At 59.9% G+C, this 13,283-nt stretch carries 14 protein-coding genes; 10 read left to right on the top strand and 4 right to left on the bottom strand.

What is annotated here, in order from left to right; genetic code table 11:
• Positions 1–115: 115 nt before the first annotated feature.
• Both ACIPZE_RS06850 and ACIPZE_RS06845 read left to right on the top strand, forming a co-directional pair.
• Positions 116–706, top strand: a complete 591-nt coding sequence (locus ACIPZE_RS06850) for a YceI family protein (RefSeq protein ID WP_283437390.1) — start codon at positions 116–118, stop codon at positions 704–706.
• Position 707: 1 nt separating this feature from the next.
• Complete coding sequence (locus ACIPZE_RS06845; protein WP_129390285.1) at positions 708–1,865, top strand: phosphatidylserine/phosphatidylglycerophosphate/cardiolipin synthase family protein; 1,158 nt, start codon at positions 708–710, stop codon at positions 1,863–1,865.
• A 155-nt stretch (positions 1,866–2,020) separates the two neighbouring features.
• On the opposite strand, the gene bglX is transcribed toward ACIPZE_RS06845, so the two are convergent.
• Complete coding sequence (gene bglX / locus ACIPZE_RS06840) at positions 2,021–4,312, bottom strand: beta-glucosidase BglX (protein ID WP_400772084.1); 2,292 nt, start codon at positions 4,310–4,312, stop codon at positions 2,021–2,023.
• A gap of 260 nt (positions 4,313–4,572) precedes the next feature.
• On the opposite strand from bglX, the gene ACIPZE_RS06835 reads away from it, so the two are divergent.
• The 4 genes from ACIPZE_RS06835 (at position 4,573) to ACIPZE_RS06820 (ending at position 8,083) form a co-directional block, all read left to right on the top strand.
• Entirely contained in the window at positions 4,573–5,181 is a 609-nt protein-coding gene (locus tag ACIPZE_RS06835; protein WP_400772082.1) for a LemA family protein, read from the top strand.
• Positions 5,182–5,296: 115 nt separating this feature from the next.
• Positions 5,297–6,049, top strand: coding sequence for a TPM domain-containing protein (locus tag ACIPZE_RS06830; RefSeq protein ID WP_400772080.1), 753 nt, complete (start codon positions 5,297–5,299; stop codon positions 6,047–6,049).
• A gap of 33 nt (positions 6,050–6,082) precedes the next feature.
• Positions 6,083–6,700: a TPM domain-containing protein gene (locus ACIPZE_RS06825; protein ID WP_400772079.1), complete on the top strand. Its 618-nt coding sequence runs from the start codon at positions 6,083–6,085 to the stop codon at positions 6,698–6,700.
• Between the two features lie 168 nt (positions 6,701–6,868).
• A complete protein-coding gene (locus ACIPZE_RS06820) occupies positions 6,869–8,083 on the top strand; it encodes a class I SAM-dependent methyltransferase (RefSeq protein WP_400772078.1) in 1,215 nt (404 codons plus the stop codon).
• Here ACIPZE_RS06820 and ACIPZE_RS06815 read toward each other — a convergent pair.
• Positions 8,074–9,048, bottom strand: coding sequence for a DMT family transporter (locus ACIPZE_RS06815; protein ID WP_283437385.1), 975 nt, complete (start codon positions 9,046–9,048; stop codon positions 8,074–8,076). The genes ACIPZE_RS06820 and ACIPZE_RS06815 overlap by 10 nt on opposite strands.
• Before the next feature lie 270 nt (positions 9,049–9,318).
• Between ACIPZE_RS06815 and ACIPZE_RS06810 the strand changes: the two genes are divergently transcribed.
• The 3 genes from ACIPZE_RS06810 to ACIPZE_RS06800 all read left to right on the top strand — a co-directional run bounded on the left by ACIPZE_RS06810 (position 9,319) and on the right by ACIPZE_RS06800 (position 10,756).
• Positions 9,319–9,900 (top strand): DJ-1/PfpI family protein, encoded by a 582-nt coding sequence (locus ACIPZE_RS06810; protein WP_400772076.1) that lies wholly within the window; start codon positions 9,319–9,321, stop codon positions 9,898–9,900.
• 13 nt (positions 9,901–9,913) lie between these two features.
• Entirely contained in the window at positions 9,914–10,219 is a 306-nt protein-coding gene (locus tag ACIPZE_RS06805; RefSeq protein WP_016982789.1) for a ribbon-helix-helix domain-containing protein, read from the top strand.
• 192 nt (positions 10,220–10,411) lie between these two features.
• Entirely contained in the window at positions 10,412–10,756 is a 345-nt protein-coding gene (locus ACIPZE_RS06800; protein ID WP_400772074.1) for a YegP family protein, read from the top strand.
• A 132-nt stretch (positions 10,757–10,888) separates the two neighbouring features.
• Here ACIPZE_RS06800 and ACIPZE_RS06795 read toward each other — a convergent pair whose 3' ends face one another.
• Positions 10,889–11,770 carry a dihydrodipicolinate synthase family protein gene (locus ACIPZE_RS06795; RefSeq protein ID WP_400772072.1) on the bottom strand — a complete coding sequence of 294 codons (882 nt, stop codon included), beginning with the start codon at positions 11,768–11,770 and terminating at the stop codon, positions 10,889–10,891.
• A gap of 23 nt (positions 11,771–11,793) precedes the next feature.
• Complete coding sequence (locus tag ACIPZE_RS06790; RefSeq protein WP_400772071.1) at positions 11,794–12,576, bottom strand: aldolase; 783 nt, start codon at positions 12,574–12,576, stop codon at positions 11,794–11,796.
• Positions 12,577–12,682: 106 nt separating this feature from the next.
• Between ACIPZE_RS06790 and ACIPZE_RS06785 the strand changes: the two genes are divergently transcribed.
• Positions 12,683–13,225 (top strand): helix-turn-helix domain-containing protein, encoded by a 543-nt coding sequence (locus tag ACIPZE_RS06785; protein ID WP_400772069.1) that lies wholly within the window; start codon positions 12,683–12,685, stop codon positions 13,223–13,225.
• Positions 13,226–13,283 lie beyond the last annotated feature (58 nt).

The following is a 13,283-nucleotide window of genomic DNA, read 5'->3' as shown; positions in this document are numbered from 1 at the left end:
GATCATGTCCACCCTGTAGGAACTGCCGCAGGCTGCGATCTTTTGATCCTGATGTTTGCAATAACCCCATGGCCAGTTAAGGTTCGTGCAGGTTTATCGGCCCCACGAGTCCTCAATGTTCAACCGCTCCCTCATTGCATCCCTGTCCAGCCTGCTGCTGGCCGCTGTCGCGTTGCCGGCGCAGGCCAATTGGTATCTGGACGGCGAGTCGTCGCGGCTGTCGTTCGTCAGCACAAAAAACGCCAACATTTCCGAAGTGCAGCGCTTTCTGGTGCTGCACGGTAAGGTCGACCCCAACGGTCGCGCCGAAGTCGAAGTCGAGCTGGATTCGGTCAACAGCGGTATCCCGCTGCGCGACGAGCGCATGCGCAAGGAGCTGTTCCAGATCGAGCAATTTCCCGAAGCGACCATCACCACCCAGATCGACCTGCGTCCGATCAACGATCTGGCGCCCGGCGCGCAGCTGGAGTTGCGCCTGCCGCTGACCGTCAACCTGCACGGCAAGCAACACGAATACCCTGCCGAGCTGCTGGCGACGCGGCTCGATGATCGACGCTTTCAAGTGGTTACCCTCGAGCCGCTGGTGATCAACGCCGAGGATTTTGATCTGGCGCCAGGGCTGGAAAGCCTGCGTAAACTCGCCGGTCTGTCGGCCATCAGTCTATCGGTGCCGGTGGGTGCGGTGCTGATCTTCACGGCGCGCTGACATGCGCGGCGCGGTATTCCCATGGCGTGACGGCAACCGGTTCGAGTTGTTGATCGACGGCCCGCAGTTCTTTCCGCGCATGCTTGAGCAGATCGCTGGCGCGCAGGAACAGATCGAACTTGAGCTGTATCTGGTCGAGGCTGGTGCCTGTGCCGAAACCATCGTGCAAGCACTGGTGCTGGCGGCCGAACGTGGCGTGCGCGTGCGTTGCCTGTTCGATGATTACGGCAGCCTCGCCTTCACCTTCAATCTGCGTCAGCGCCTGACCCATGCCGGGGTCGAACTGCGTTTCTACAATCGGCTGAACTGGCGGCGTTGGGTCGGTAATTTCTATCGCGATCACCGTAAATTGCTGCTGGTCGATCAGCGTCTGGCGGTGGTCGGCGGCACGGGCGTCACCGACGAGTTCTGGACGCCGGGGCATGACACCAGCGAGTGGCATGAAGTGATGGTCGAGATCAGCGGCCCGTTGGTGATCGACTGGCAATTACTGTTTGATCGCCAGTGGATCGCCAACCGCTATCGCCGCGCCTGGCGCCCGGCCGCGCATTTCGGTCTGCCGCGATTGCCGCGCGTGCCGGATAAAGGCGAGGGCATGGGTCGAGTGGCTTATGCCGACGCGCGCCAGCATCGTGACATTCTACAGTCGCTGTTCCGCGCCTTGAACAGCGGGCAAAAACGCATCTGGATGGCCACGCCGTATTTCCTGCCAACCTGGAAAATCCGCCGTTCCTTGCGCAAGGCTGCCGCGCGCGGTGTTGACGTGCGCTTGTTGCTGACCGGGCCGCGCACCGATCACCCGTCAGTGCGCTACGCCGGGCATCGCTACTATCCGCGACTGCTCAAGGCCGGGGTGCAGATCTTCGAATATCAGCCGTGTTTCCTGCACCTGAAAATGGTCCTGGTGGACGATTGGGTGAGCATCGGCTCGTGCAATTTCGATCACTGGAATCTGCGCTTCAATCTGGAGGCGAATCTGGAAGCGCTGGATGCGTCGTTGACGGCCGCGGTCGAGGCGAGTTTTGTGAAGGACTTCGGGTTGAGTCAGTTGGTGAGTCTGGAAGAGTGGCAGCGCCGGCCGTTGTGGCGGCGGGTCAAGCAGCGAATTTGGGGATGGGTGGATCGGGTGGTGGTCAACATTCTGGATAGACGCGGGTAGAGCAAGATCAAAAAATCGCAGCCTGCGGCAGCTCCTACAGGGTGTACACCATTGATCGTTCCCACGCTCTGCGTGGGAATGCAGCCCGTGACGCTCCGCGTCCCTTGAGGCGTTCCCACGCGGAGCGTGGGAACGATCATCGGGGCAAAAATCGGTTACAGCAACTCGAAGCTCTGCTGCGTCACGTCCTGCGAGTCCAGGCCGATCTGCACGTTGAACTTGCCAGGCTCGGCTGCGTACTTGAGCTGGGCGTTGTAGAACTTCAGGTCATCCTCGGTGATGGTGAAGTGCACGACTTTCTGTTCGCCGGCCTTGAGCATGATTTTCTGGAAGTTCTTCAGCTCTTTCACCGGACGGATCATCGAGCCGGTGACGTCCTGGATGTACAACTGCACCACGGTTTCGCCGTCACGCTTACCGGTGTTTTTCACCATGACGCTGGCGTCGAGCTTGCCGGTGGCGTTCAGGGTGGTCGACGACAGCGCCATGTCGCTCAGGGCGAAGTTGGTGTAGCTCAAACCATAACCGAACGGGAACAGCGGCCCGGTAGTGTCATCGAAATACTGCGAGGTGTAGTTGCCCGGTTTGCCCGGCGTGAACGGCCGGCCAATGCTCAGGTGGTTGTAGTAAGTCGGAATCTGGCCCACGGAGCGCGGGAAGGTCACCGGCAGTTTGCCCGATGGGTTGTAGTCGCCGAACAGCACGTCGGCGATGGCGTTGCCGCCCTCGGTGCCGCTGAACCAGGTTTCCAGAATCGCGTCAGCCGACTGGTTCTCTTCGAGAATGGTCAGCGGACGGCCGTTCATCAACACCAGCACCAGCGGTTTGCCGGTGGCTTTCAGCGCGCGGATCAGCTCACGCTGGTTTTCCGGGATGTTCAAATCGGTACGGCTGGAAGATTCGTGGGACATGCCACGGGATTCGCCGACGGCGGCAACGATCACGTCAGCATCCTTCGCCGCTTTTACCGCTTCGTCGATCAGTACGTTGGCCGGGCGCGGATCATCGACCACTTCCGGGGCATCGAAGTTGAGGAAGTTCAGGTAATCCAGCACCTTCTTGTCGCTGGTGATGTTGGCGCCACGGGCGTAGATCAGGTTTGACTTGTTGCCGATCACCGCGCTCATACCATCGAACAGGGTCACCGATTGCGCCGGCTTACCCGCCGCCGCCCAGCTACCCATCATGTCGATCGGTGCCTTGGCCAACGGGCCGACCAGCGCGACTTTTGCGTCCTTCTTCAACGGCAGGGTTTCGTTCTGGTTTTTCAGCAGCACCAGGCTGCGACGCGCGACTTCGCGGGCCTCAGCGCGGTGCAGACGGCTGTCGGCGTAGGTATCGGCCGGGTCATCCTCAGCCTTGCCGATGCGCAGGTACGGGTCCTTGAACAGGCCCATGTCGTACTTGGCCGCGAGGACTTCACGCACGGCGTTGTCGATATCTTTCTGTTCGATCTCGCCGGACTTGAGCAGCCCCGGCAGCTCTTTGCCGTAGAGGGTGTCGTTCATGCTCATGTCGATGCCGGCCTTGATCGCCAGCTTCGCCGCTTCACGACCGTCGCGAGCGACGCCGTGCTTGATCAGTTCGAAGATCGCGCCGTGGTCGCTGACCGCCAGGCCTTTGAAGCCCCAGTCGCGACGCAGCAGGTCGTTCATCAGCCAGGTATTGGCGGTGGCCGGAATACCGTTGATCGAATTCAGCGCAACCATCACGCCACCGGCGCCGGCATCGATCGCGGCGCGGTACGGTGGCAGGTAATCCTGGTACATCTTCACCGGGCTCATGTCGACGGTGTTGTAGTCGCGACCACCTTCAACGGCGCCATAGAGGGCGAAGTGCTTGACGCTGGCCATGATGCTGTCGGCCGCGCTCGGGGTGGCGCCCTGATAGGCGCGAACCATGACGCCGGCAATGCGCGAAGTCAGGTAGGTGTCTTCACCGAAACCTTCGGAGCTGCGGCCCCAGCGCGGGTCGCGGGAGATATCGACCATCGGCGCAAAAGTGATATCGAGGCTGTCGGCAGCGGCTTCTTTAGCGGCGACACGGCCGGACTGGCCGATGGCGTCCATGTCCCAGCTCGACGCGAGGGCCAGCGGAATCGGAAAAATCGTCCGGTGACCGTGGATCACGTCGTAGGCAAAAAACATCGGAATCTTCAGGCGACTGCGCATCGCCGCGTCCTGCATCGGACGGTTTTCCGGGCGGGTGATCGAGTTGAACGTGCCGCCGATGTTGCCAGCGGCGATTTCTTTGCGGATCAACTCGCGAGGCATTTCCGGGCCGATGCTGATCAGGCGCAACTGGCCGATCTTTTCATCGAGGGTCATTTGATTCATCAGGTTGCTGATGAACGCGTCCTTGTTTTCCAGGGGTGCCGGGGTCGTGGCGGCCAATACTTGATGACTGGCCAGGCTGACGAACAGACCCAGCAAACACAGCTTCTTCATGAATATTTTTCTCAAGGGCGCAAACGGCAATGCAATGCCGGCCAGCCAAAATTTAGGGAGCGACTATTGTTGTTCGGGTGCAGGCGCAAAAACACACCGCCAAAAACGCCCACCGAGCGTCGGCAGCGTGATCGCGCAGGGCACTTTTTAGCCCATTAGCCCGCAGCAATCCAGTGGCGCGGCCGATTATGCCCCAAGTGCCAGCCCCGAGTGTTTCACCGCCGGTTTTTTAATCAAATGTGCCAGGGAGCATCACTCCGATGAATGTCAGTCCAACCTATCGTTCGCGCTTGCAGGTCGCCACGCTGCTGGTGCTGGCCACGCTGCTGACCGCGTGCGGCATCAACAACATCCCGACCCTCGACGAGCAGGCCAAAGCGGCGTGGGGCCAAGTGCAGAACCAGTACCAGCGCCGCGCCGACCTGATTCCCAATCTGGTGGAAACGGTGAAGGGCTATGCCAAGCATGAGGAAGAGACCCTGACCGCAGTGATCGAAGCGCGGGCGAAAGCGACTTCGATCCAGGTCGACGCCAGCACCCTCGACAATCCCGAGAAGCTCAAACAGTTCCAGCAGGCGCAGGATCAACTGACCGGCGCGTTGAGCCGTTTGATGGTGGTTTCCGAGCGTTATCCGGATCTGAAGGCCAACCAGAACTTCCTCGCCCTGCAATCGCAGCTTGAGGGCACGGAAAACCGTATTGCCGTGGCGCGCCGCGATTTCATTCTATCGGTGCAGAAATACAACACCGAGATCCGCACCTTCCCCGGTCGCCTTTGGCACAGCGTGATGTACAGCGACCTGCCGATCCGCGAAACCTTCGAAGCCACCACACCCGGCGCAGAAAAAGCCCCGGAAGTGAAATTCTGAGAAAGCCTGTGTAGGAGCTGCCGCAGGCTGCGATCTTTTGCCGTTGGTTTGTAAAAAACAAGATCAAAAGATCGCAGCCTTCGGCAGCTCCTACAGGGGGGCGGTGGGGATATTTATGCGTGTGTTGAAGATGGGCCTGGTGTTGTTGCTGTGGTTGCTTGCCCTCAGCGCTCGGGCCGAGTTGACGTTTCCGGCGCTGAGCGGGCGGGTGATGGACGCCGCGCAGATGATCGAGCCGGCGGTGCGCGTGCAACTGGAGCAGCAATTGCAGGCCCACGAGCAGGCGACCGGCGAGCAATTGGTCGTCGTCACCGTGCCGGATCTGCAGGGCACCACCATCGAGGATTTCGGCGTGCAGCTTGGCCGGCACTGGGCCATCGGCCAGAAAGACAAGAACAACGGCGCGCTGCTGATCGTCGCGCGCGATGAGCGCAAACTGCGCATTGAAGTCGGTTATGGCCTTGAAGACCGGCTGACCGATGCGCAGACCTCGGTGATCATCCATCAAGTCATCACGCCGGCATTCAAGACCGGCAACTTCAGCAAAGGCATCAGCGATGGCGTCGCGGCGATGCTGGTGGTGCTGGGCGGTAATCCACTGGACGAGCCGTCGACAGTGTATGAATCCAGCGGCGACCCTTCCGACGATTTCATTTCGCGGCACCCGGCGTTGTTCGTTTTTCTGGTGATGTTGTTCATCCTGACGGTGTTTGTCTGCCAGATGCTCGGTATCCTTCCCACCGGCCGTGGCGGCACCGGGGGCGGTGGAGGTTTCGGCGGAGGCGGTTTTGGCGGCGGCGGTGGAGGTGGCGGCTTCAGCGGTGGCGGGGGCAGCTTCGGCGGCGGCGGTTCATCCGGCGGCTGGTGACATTAAAAGAATAATGAGCAGGCACTTTTCGACATGGCATTACTGACCGAACACGAACAACGCAAAGTCGCCGAGGCAATTGCCCGGGTCGAGCGCGACACCGACGCCGAACTGGTGACAGTGCTGGCAGCCCGCGCCGACGACTACGCGTACATCCCGCTGCTGTGGGCGAGTTTGCTGGCGCTGGTGGTGCCCGGCGTCGTGCATTATCTGACCGGCTGGCTGACCCTGCACAGTCTGCTGCTGGTGCAGTGGGGCGCGTTTATTGTGCTGTGCCTGCTGTTTCGTTTGCCGAACATCACCACGCATTTGATCCCGCGTCGCGTGCGCCATTGGCGGGCGTCGAACCTGGCGCGGCGACAGTTTCTCGAGCAGAACCTGCATCACACGGTGGGCAGCACCGGCATGCTGATTTTTGTCTGCGAGGCAGAGCGGTATGTGGAGATTCTGGTGGATGAGGGGATTTCCAGTCGACTGGACAACAAGAGTTGGGATTCGATCGTGGCGGCGTTTACCGAGCAGGTGCGGCAGGGGCGTACGCTTGAGGGGTTTGTGACGTGTATCGAGGCGTGCGGTGAGTTGCTCAAAGTGCATGTGCCGGTGACGCAAGTGCGCAACGAATTGCCCAATCGGTTGGTGGTGTTGGCCTAGATCAAAAGATCGCAGCCTTCGGCAGCTCCTACATTGGCCTGTGTAGGAGCTGCCGAAGGCTGCGATCTTTTGATTTGTGCCGTTGGGTAAATAAGAGCGTGTCCCCGACCGACATCCCCCCTAAAATACCCGCCATTCCCGATTTTGCCCGCCCGAGGCCGTTTTTCCATGTCCGTTACCGCCCCTGCCACCAAGCCTGCGCCCGATCACCACGCCCAGTTCATCGAGCTGCTGCAGACCAGCCTCGAGCAGAACGGCTTCATCAAACTGGTGCTGGCCAAGTACGTCGGCGACGAGGCGGAGCTGCAGCGAGTCATCATCAAAGCGGTGACGGTCAAGGCGCAGCCGAACCTGTCCTTCGTCTATCGCTACAAGACCCGTGACATCACCAAAAACCTGCCGCTGAGCGAAGGCGTGGCGACGATTGCCGCGTTGCTGCCGGCTTCGTTCAAAAATGCGCATTTGCTCGCCGTGACCGATGAAGCCCAGCTCGAATACAGCAAAAAGGGCAAGAGTTCGCTGTTCAAGAGCAAACCTCAGCAATTGCGTGAAACGCCTTCCGCCGAGCACAACCGCGAGAAAAACCGCTTTCTGGAGTTGAGCCGTCCGTTCCTCAAGGACCTTGGCGTGACCAACGCGCAGCAGGAACTGATCCCGGCGATGTCGCGCAAGTGGAAGCAGATCAACAAGTTCATCGAAGTGTTCAGCCATGCCCTGACCTCGTCGCCGCTGGCGCTGGACAAACCGGTGCGGGTCGCCGATTTCGGTTCGGGCAAGGGTTACCTGACCTTTGCGATTCACGATTACCTGCGCAACACCTTGAAGGCCGAGGGCGAAGTCACCGGCGTCGAGCTGCGCGAAGAGATGGTCAACCTGTGCAACGCGGCGGCGGCGAAGCTCGATCATCCGGGCCTGGTGTTCAAGTGCGGTGATGTGCGCAGCGTGGCGCCGAGCGAGCTGGACGTGATGATTGCCCTGCATGCCTGCGACATCGCTACCGATTACGCGATCCACACCGGCATTCGTTCGGGCGCCTCGATCATCATGTGCTCGCCGTGCTGCCATAAACAGATCCGCCTGCAAATCCAGAGCCCGGCGCTGCTCAAACCGATGCTGCAGTACGGTCTGCACCTCGGTCAGCAGGCGGAGATGGTCACTGACAGTTTGCGCGCGTTGTTCCTTGAGGCCTGCGGCTACGAGACCAAAGTGTTCGAGTTCATCTCGCTCGATCACACCAACAAGAACAAGATGATCCTCGCGGTAAAACGCGCCGAGCCGGTCGACCCGGCGCAACTGCTGCTGAAGATTGCCGAGTTGAAAGCCTTCTACCAGATCAGCGAACACTGCCTGGAAACCCTGCTGCGCGCCGACGGTTACCTTTGATCGTGTGGGAGCGGGCTTGCTCGTGAAGGCGTCGGATCAGTCACCATGTGTGGTGAATGTTGAACCGCATTCGCGAGCAAGCCCGCTCCCACATTTGGTTTGATGGTGGTTTTGCGACCGAGCATGACCGTCGCAATCACCCCGCAGGCAAATACCCAGGTGATCGGCTCGACATGTTCACCAAAGAACAGCGCCGAAAACGCGATGGTGAAGAAAATCTGCAATAACTGGATCTGACTGACCCGGGCAATGCCGCCCATGGCCAACCCGGCGTACCAGGCAAAGAACCCGAGAAACTGCGAAAACAACGCCACATAGCCAAACGCCCACCAGGTTTTCGCCGATACCGCGCCCTGATGTTGCAGCGCCAGATACAACACCGGGCCGATCAGCAGCGGCGTCGACAGCACCAGCGCCCAGCAGATCACCTGCCAGCCGCCCATCTCCTTGGCCAACCGACCGCCCTCGGCATAGCCCAGTCCGCCCACGGCAATCGCGCCGAGCATCAGCAGATCACCGGCCTGAATGCTGCCGGCCCCGGTGTACAGCGCATAGCCGAGCACCAACGCACTGCCCAGCGCCGCGCAGGCCCAGAAGGCTTTCGACGGCCGCTCATGAGACAGCCACGCCGCATACAGCGCCACGCACAAAGGCTGCAAGCCATTGACCAGCGCACCGTGAGACGCCGGCAACGTTTGCATGGCCCACGCCGACAACACCGGGAAACCCAGAATCACCCCGACGATCACCAGGCTCAAGCCTTTGACTTGCTGCCATGTCGGCCATTTTTCGCGACGCCACAACAACAACAGCGCCGCCGGAATCGCCGCGAACAACGCGCGACCGAGACCGTTGAGCAGCGGATGCAGTTCCTGCACGACGATGCGGGTGAAGGGCAGAGTGAGGCTGAAAATCACCACGCCAAGCAGGCCGAGGGCCATGCCGGTGTTTTCGCGAGAGGACATGATGGGGGACCAGAATCGAAGGTGGCAGGGACGTATCTTCATAAAGCCATAAATCGTGGCTTTCTGGCTGTTACAGCTAGGCACGGACTTATCCGTACAGTTTGCTGACCCCATCGCGAGCAGGCTCACTCCTACAATTGAAATGCGTTCCCTTGTAGGAGTGAGCCTGCTCGCGATGGCGTCAACTCGGTAGTAGCCCGTTGTTACCCGTCACTGTCGAATAGGTCTACCTTGAATACTCCCAAGCATTTCCCAGAGGAGTCCTCCCCCATGGCCGCGAAAAAAATCCTGATGCTGGTCGGCGATTACGTCGAAGACTACGAAGTGATGGTGCCGTTCCAGGCCCTGCAAATGGTCGGTCACAGCGTCCACGCCGTGTGCCCGGACAAGGCCGCCGGGCAGACCGTGCGCACCGCGATCCATGACTTCGAAGGCGACCAGACCTACAGCGAGAAACCCGGTCACCTGTTCGCGCTCAATTTCGACTTCGCCAAGGCCAGCGAAGCCGATTACGACGCGCTGCTGATCCCCGGCGGACGTGCGCCGGAATATCTGCGCCTCAACGAAAAAGTCCTCGATCTGGTACGCGCTTTCGACAAGGCCGGCAAACCCATCGCAGCGGTCTGCCACGGTGCGCAACTGCTGGCAGCGGCGGGCGTGCTCGAAGGTCGCGAATGCAGCGCCTATCCGGCCTGCGCCCCGGAAGTGCGACTGGCGGGCGGTACGTACATCGACATCGCGGTGACGGACGGCCACGTTCAAGGCAATCTGGCCACTGCTCCGGCATGGCCGGCGCATCCGAACTGGCTGGCCGGTTTCCTTGGCCTGCTTGGCACCAAAATTACTTTGTAACGAGGATTCGCCAATGTGCGAGCTCTACGTCAAGGCCGATCCGATTCTCTACGAATCGCGCTCCCGTTCGCTGCGTATCTGCGGAGTGGTGACAACGCTGCGCCTGGAAAATCAGTTCTGGGACATCCTCAGCGAAATCGCCGAAGTCGATGGCATGACCACCAATCAATTGATCGCCAAGCTGTATGAAGAGGTGATGGATTATCGTGGCGAGGTGGTGAATTTTGCCTCGTTTTTGCGGGTGAGTTGTACGCGGTATCTGTCGCAGCGACGGGTGAGTGCGCCGGAGTTGTCGGTGGTGCGGGCGGTGGTGAAATAGCCGATTGCGGGTTGAACCCTTCGCGAGCAAGCCCGCTCCCACATTGGGTACTGAGTGTTCACCAAGGTTGTGTTCACTGGAGATCCAATGTGGGAGTCCCTGCTGGCGAAGGGGTCGGTACAGGCGACAGATGTTCTGGACTGGTCTTTACTCTGAAGCGCGAAATCTCTTAATCTCCCAGGAGAAACGAGCATGTCCGGATGGTACGAAGTGAGTAAAAGCAGCAACGGTCAGTTCAGGTTTGTGCTGAAGGCCGCCAACGCCGAAACCATTCTCACCAGCGAGCTCTACACCACCCGCGCGGCAGCCGACAACGGCATTGCCTCGGTGCAGACCAACAGCCCGCTGGATGAACGCTACGAGAAAAAGACCACCAAGGACGGCCATCCGTACTTCAACCTCAAGGCTGCCAACCACCAGATCATCGGCAGCAGCGAGTCGTATTCCACTGACGCCGCGTGTGCCAAAGGCATCGCCAGCGTCAAGACCAACGGGCCGAGCAAAGTGATCAAGGACAAAACGTTGCCAGTCCTCTGAAGTCGCCACATCCCCCCGTAGGAGCTGCGGCACGCTGCGATCTTTTGATCTGGGTTGTACAGATCAGGATCAAAAGATCGCAGCCTCGTTGCACTCGACAGCTCCTACAGGGTTTTGTGTGTTGCCTGTGGATTAGCTCAGGGTTTTCACGATTGTCTGGAGTTGACCCCGACCGGCTTCACTGAGCGGGAACACCGGCAAGCGTGGATCGCCAACCTCCAGCCCTGTTTCGCGCAACCCGGCCTTGATCGTCGCCGGCAAGCCGCCCTTGAGGATGAAGTCCAGCAGCGGCAATTGGCGATAGAACAAATCCCGCGCCCGGTCGAGATCGCCCGCCATGGCCGCTTCGTACAGATCCAGATTCAACTGCGGGATAAGGTTCGGCGCTGCGGTGCACCAGCCTTTCGCCCCGGCCGCGAACGCTTCCAGCGCCAGCGGGTTGCAGCCGTTGTAGAACGGCACCTGACCGTCGCCGAGAAGTTGCAGCTTGTGCATGCGCTGGATGTCGCCGGTGCTCTCCTTGACCATGGTCACATTTTCCACGCCATTGACGATGCGCAGAATCAACTCGACCGACATGTCGGTGCCGCTAGTGGCCGGGTTGTTGTAGAGCATGATCGGCACGCCGATGCTGTCGCCGATGGCGCGATAGTGGGCGAGGATTTCCGCTTCGGTCAGTTTCCAGTAAGACGCTGGCAGTACCATCACCACATCGGCGCCGTGGGCTTCGGCGAAACGTGCTCGGCGCACGGCTTTAGCGGTGGTCAGGTCGGACACGCTGACGATGGTCGGTACGCGTCTGGCCACGTGCTTGATGCTGAATTCGGCAACCTGATCCCACTCCGCATCGCTCAGATAAGCGCCTTCGCCGGTGCTGCCCAGTGGCGCGATGGCGTGGACGCCGCTGGCGATCAGGCGGTCGATCGATTGGCCGAGTGCCGGCAGATCCAGCCCTTCGCCATTGGCGGTGAACGGGGTGATGGTGTAGCCGATGATGCCGTGAATATTGGACATGGGAATGTCTCCGTAATGGGTTTTCAGTTCAGGCAATCGGCGTGTTGGCGCAGGTTCTGCCGAGCGTAATAGTTGAAGGCGGCAGCGTGGCGTTTAGGCTTCGACACCCAGTCATGGGCTTCGCGGCCCAGCGCCGGAATGATCGGCTTGATCGTGCCGGCCGCCATCGCCAGCAGTTGCAGTTTCGCCGCACGTTCGATCAATTGGGCGATGACGCAGGCCTCCTCGATCGTCGTGCCGGTCGACAACTGGCCGTGGTGCGAGAGCAGGATCGCGCGTTTTTCGCCCAGCGCACCGGCAATCAGTTCGCCTTCCTCGTTACCCACCGGCACCCCCGGCCAGCCTTCGAGAAACGCGCAGTCGTCATACAGCGGGCACAAGTCCATGTGCGAAATTTGCAGCGGCACTTCCAGCATCGACAGCGCGGCAATGTGCGTCGGATGCGTGTGGATGATGCAGTTCACGTCCGGGCGAGCGCGGTACACCCAACTGTGGAAACGGTTGGCCGGGTTGGCCATGCCGTGACCTTCGAGGACTTCCAGGTCTTCGTTGACCAGCAGCAGATTGCTAGCGGTTATTTCGTCGAAACCCAGGCCCAGTTGCTGAGTGTAATAGGTGCCCGGTTGCGGGCCGCGAGCAGTGATTTGTCCGGCCAGACCTGAGTCATGACCGCTCTCGAAAAGAATCCGGCAGGTCAGGGCCAGCTTTTGCCGGTCCGTCCACGTATTATCCGCCAGAGTATTTTGCATCTGGGTCAGCGCTTGCTTGACCAGTTGTTCTTTGGGTAGTGCTAATGTCTTGGCCATGTCTGTGTCCTTTGGGTGATTGCAAATGACACTAAAGAGGCTATATGACACAAAGTGTCATTGGCAAGCACGAATCGTCGCTTCCTTGCTGGAATAACTGCTGCGCATGTCTATCCGTTTGAAATTATTGAGAAAAAAACTTGGCGTTACCCTTGAGGCATTGGCCGAAAAATCCGGCATGACCAAGAGTTATCTGTCGAAAGTCGAGCGCGGGCTGAACACACCGTCGATTGCCGCTGCGCTGAAACTGGCAAAGGCGCTGAACGTGAAAGTCGAGGAGTTGTTCTCCGAAGACAACGTCAGCCTCGACAGCTACAGCCTTGTGCGCAGCCACGAGCGTCAGTCACTGGCAGCCAATGACCAGAGCCCGGGTTATGCCGTGCTGGCGCATCAGGTCAGCGAGCGCAACCTGCTGCCATTCATCATCTACCCGCCTGGCGAGTTCACCGACAAGACCTTCAAGGAGCATTTGGGCGAAGAATTTCTGTTCGTCCACGAAGGGCAGGTGGAAGTGGATTTCATGAACGAGAAGGTGCTGCTGGAGCGCGGCGATGCGCTGCACTTCAATGCCCAGAAGCCGCACCGGATCAGATCGGTGGGGGATGTGCAGGCGCAGTTGCTGGTGGTGGTGCACAGCGCCGAGGATTGAGGCGCCCCAAAAGCTTCGCGAGCAAGCCCGCTCCCACAGGGAATTCGATCAAAATGTG

This window comes from Pseudomonas sp. NPDC089741, assembly GCF_044748825.1.
Taxonomy (GTDB): Bacteria; Pseudomonadota; Gammaproteobacteria; order Pseudomonadales; family Pseudomonadaceae; genus Aquipseudomonas; species Aquipseudomonas helmanticensis.
This window is presented reverse-complemented; position numbering and strand designations above follow the sequence as displayed.

Bases quoted from the DNA above. Each gene is read 5' to 3' on its own strand.
- ACIPZE_RS06850 (WP_283437390.1), top strand. From the start codon at position 116: ATGTTCAACCGCTCCCTCATTGCATCCCTGTCCAGCCTGCTGCTGGCC.
- ACIPZE_RS06800 (WP_400772074.1), top strand. From the start codon at position 10,412: ATGTCCGGATGGTACGAAGTGAGTAAAAGCAGCAACGGTCAGTTCAGG.
- ACIPZE_RS06845 (WP_129390285.1), top strand. From the start codon at position 708: ATGCGCGGCGCGGTATTCCCATGGCGTGACGGCAACCGGTTCGAGTTG.
- ACIPZE_RS06825 (WP_400772079.1), top strand. From the start codon at position 6,083: ATGGCATTACTGACCGAACACGAACAACGCAAAGTCGCCGAGGCAATT.
- ACIPZE_RS06835 (WP_400772082.1), top strand. From the start codon at position 4,573: ATGAATGTCAGTCCAACCTATCGTTCGCGCTTGCAGGTCGCCACGCTG.
- ACIPZE_RS06795 (WP_400772072.1), bottom strand. From the start codon at position 11,770: ATGTCCAATATTCACGGCATCATCGGCTACACCATCACCCCGTTCACC.
- ACIPZE_RS06810 (WP_400772076.1), top strand. From the start codon at position 9,319: ATGGCCGCGAAAAAAATCCTGATGCTGGTCGGCGATTACGTCGAAGAC.
- bglX (WP_400772084.1), bottom strand. From the start codon at position 4,312: ATGAAGAAGCTGTGTTTGCTGGGTCTGTTCGTCAGCCTGGCCAGTCAT.
- ACIPZE_RS06785 (WP_400772069.1), top strand. From the start codon at position 12,683: ATGTCTATCCGTTTGAAATTATTGAGAAAAAAACTTGGCGTTACCCTT.
- ACIPZE_RS06830 (WP_400772080.1), top strand. From the start codon at position 5,297: ATGCGTGTGTTGAAGATGGGCCTGGTGTTGTTGCTGTGGTTGCTTGCC.
- ACIPZE_RS06805 (WP_016982789.1), top strand. From the start codon at position 9,914: ATGTGCGAGCTCTACGTCAAGGCCGATCCGATTCTCTACGAATCGCGC.
- ACIPZE_RS06790 (WP_400772071.1), bottom strand. From the start codon at position 12,576: ATGGCCAAGACATTAGCACTACCCAAAGAACAACTGGTCAAGCAAGCG.
- ACIPZE_RS06815 (WP_283437385.1), bottom strand. From the start codon at position 9,048: ATGTCCTCTCGCGAAAACACCGGCATGGCCCTCGGCCTGCTTGGCGTG.
- ACIPZE_RS06820 (WP_400772078.1), top strand. From the start codon at position 6,869: ATGTCCGTTACCGCCCCTGCCACCAAGCCTGCGCCCGATCACCACGCC.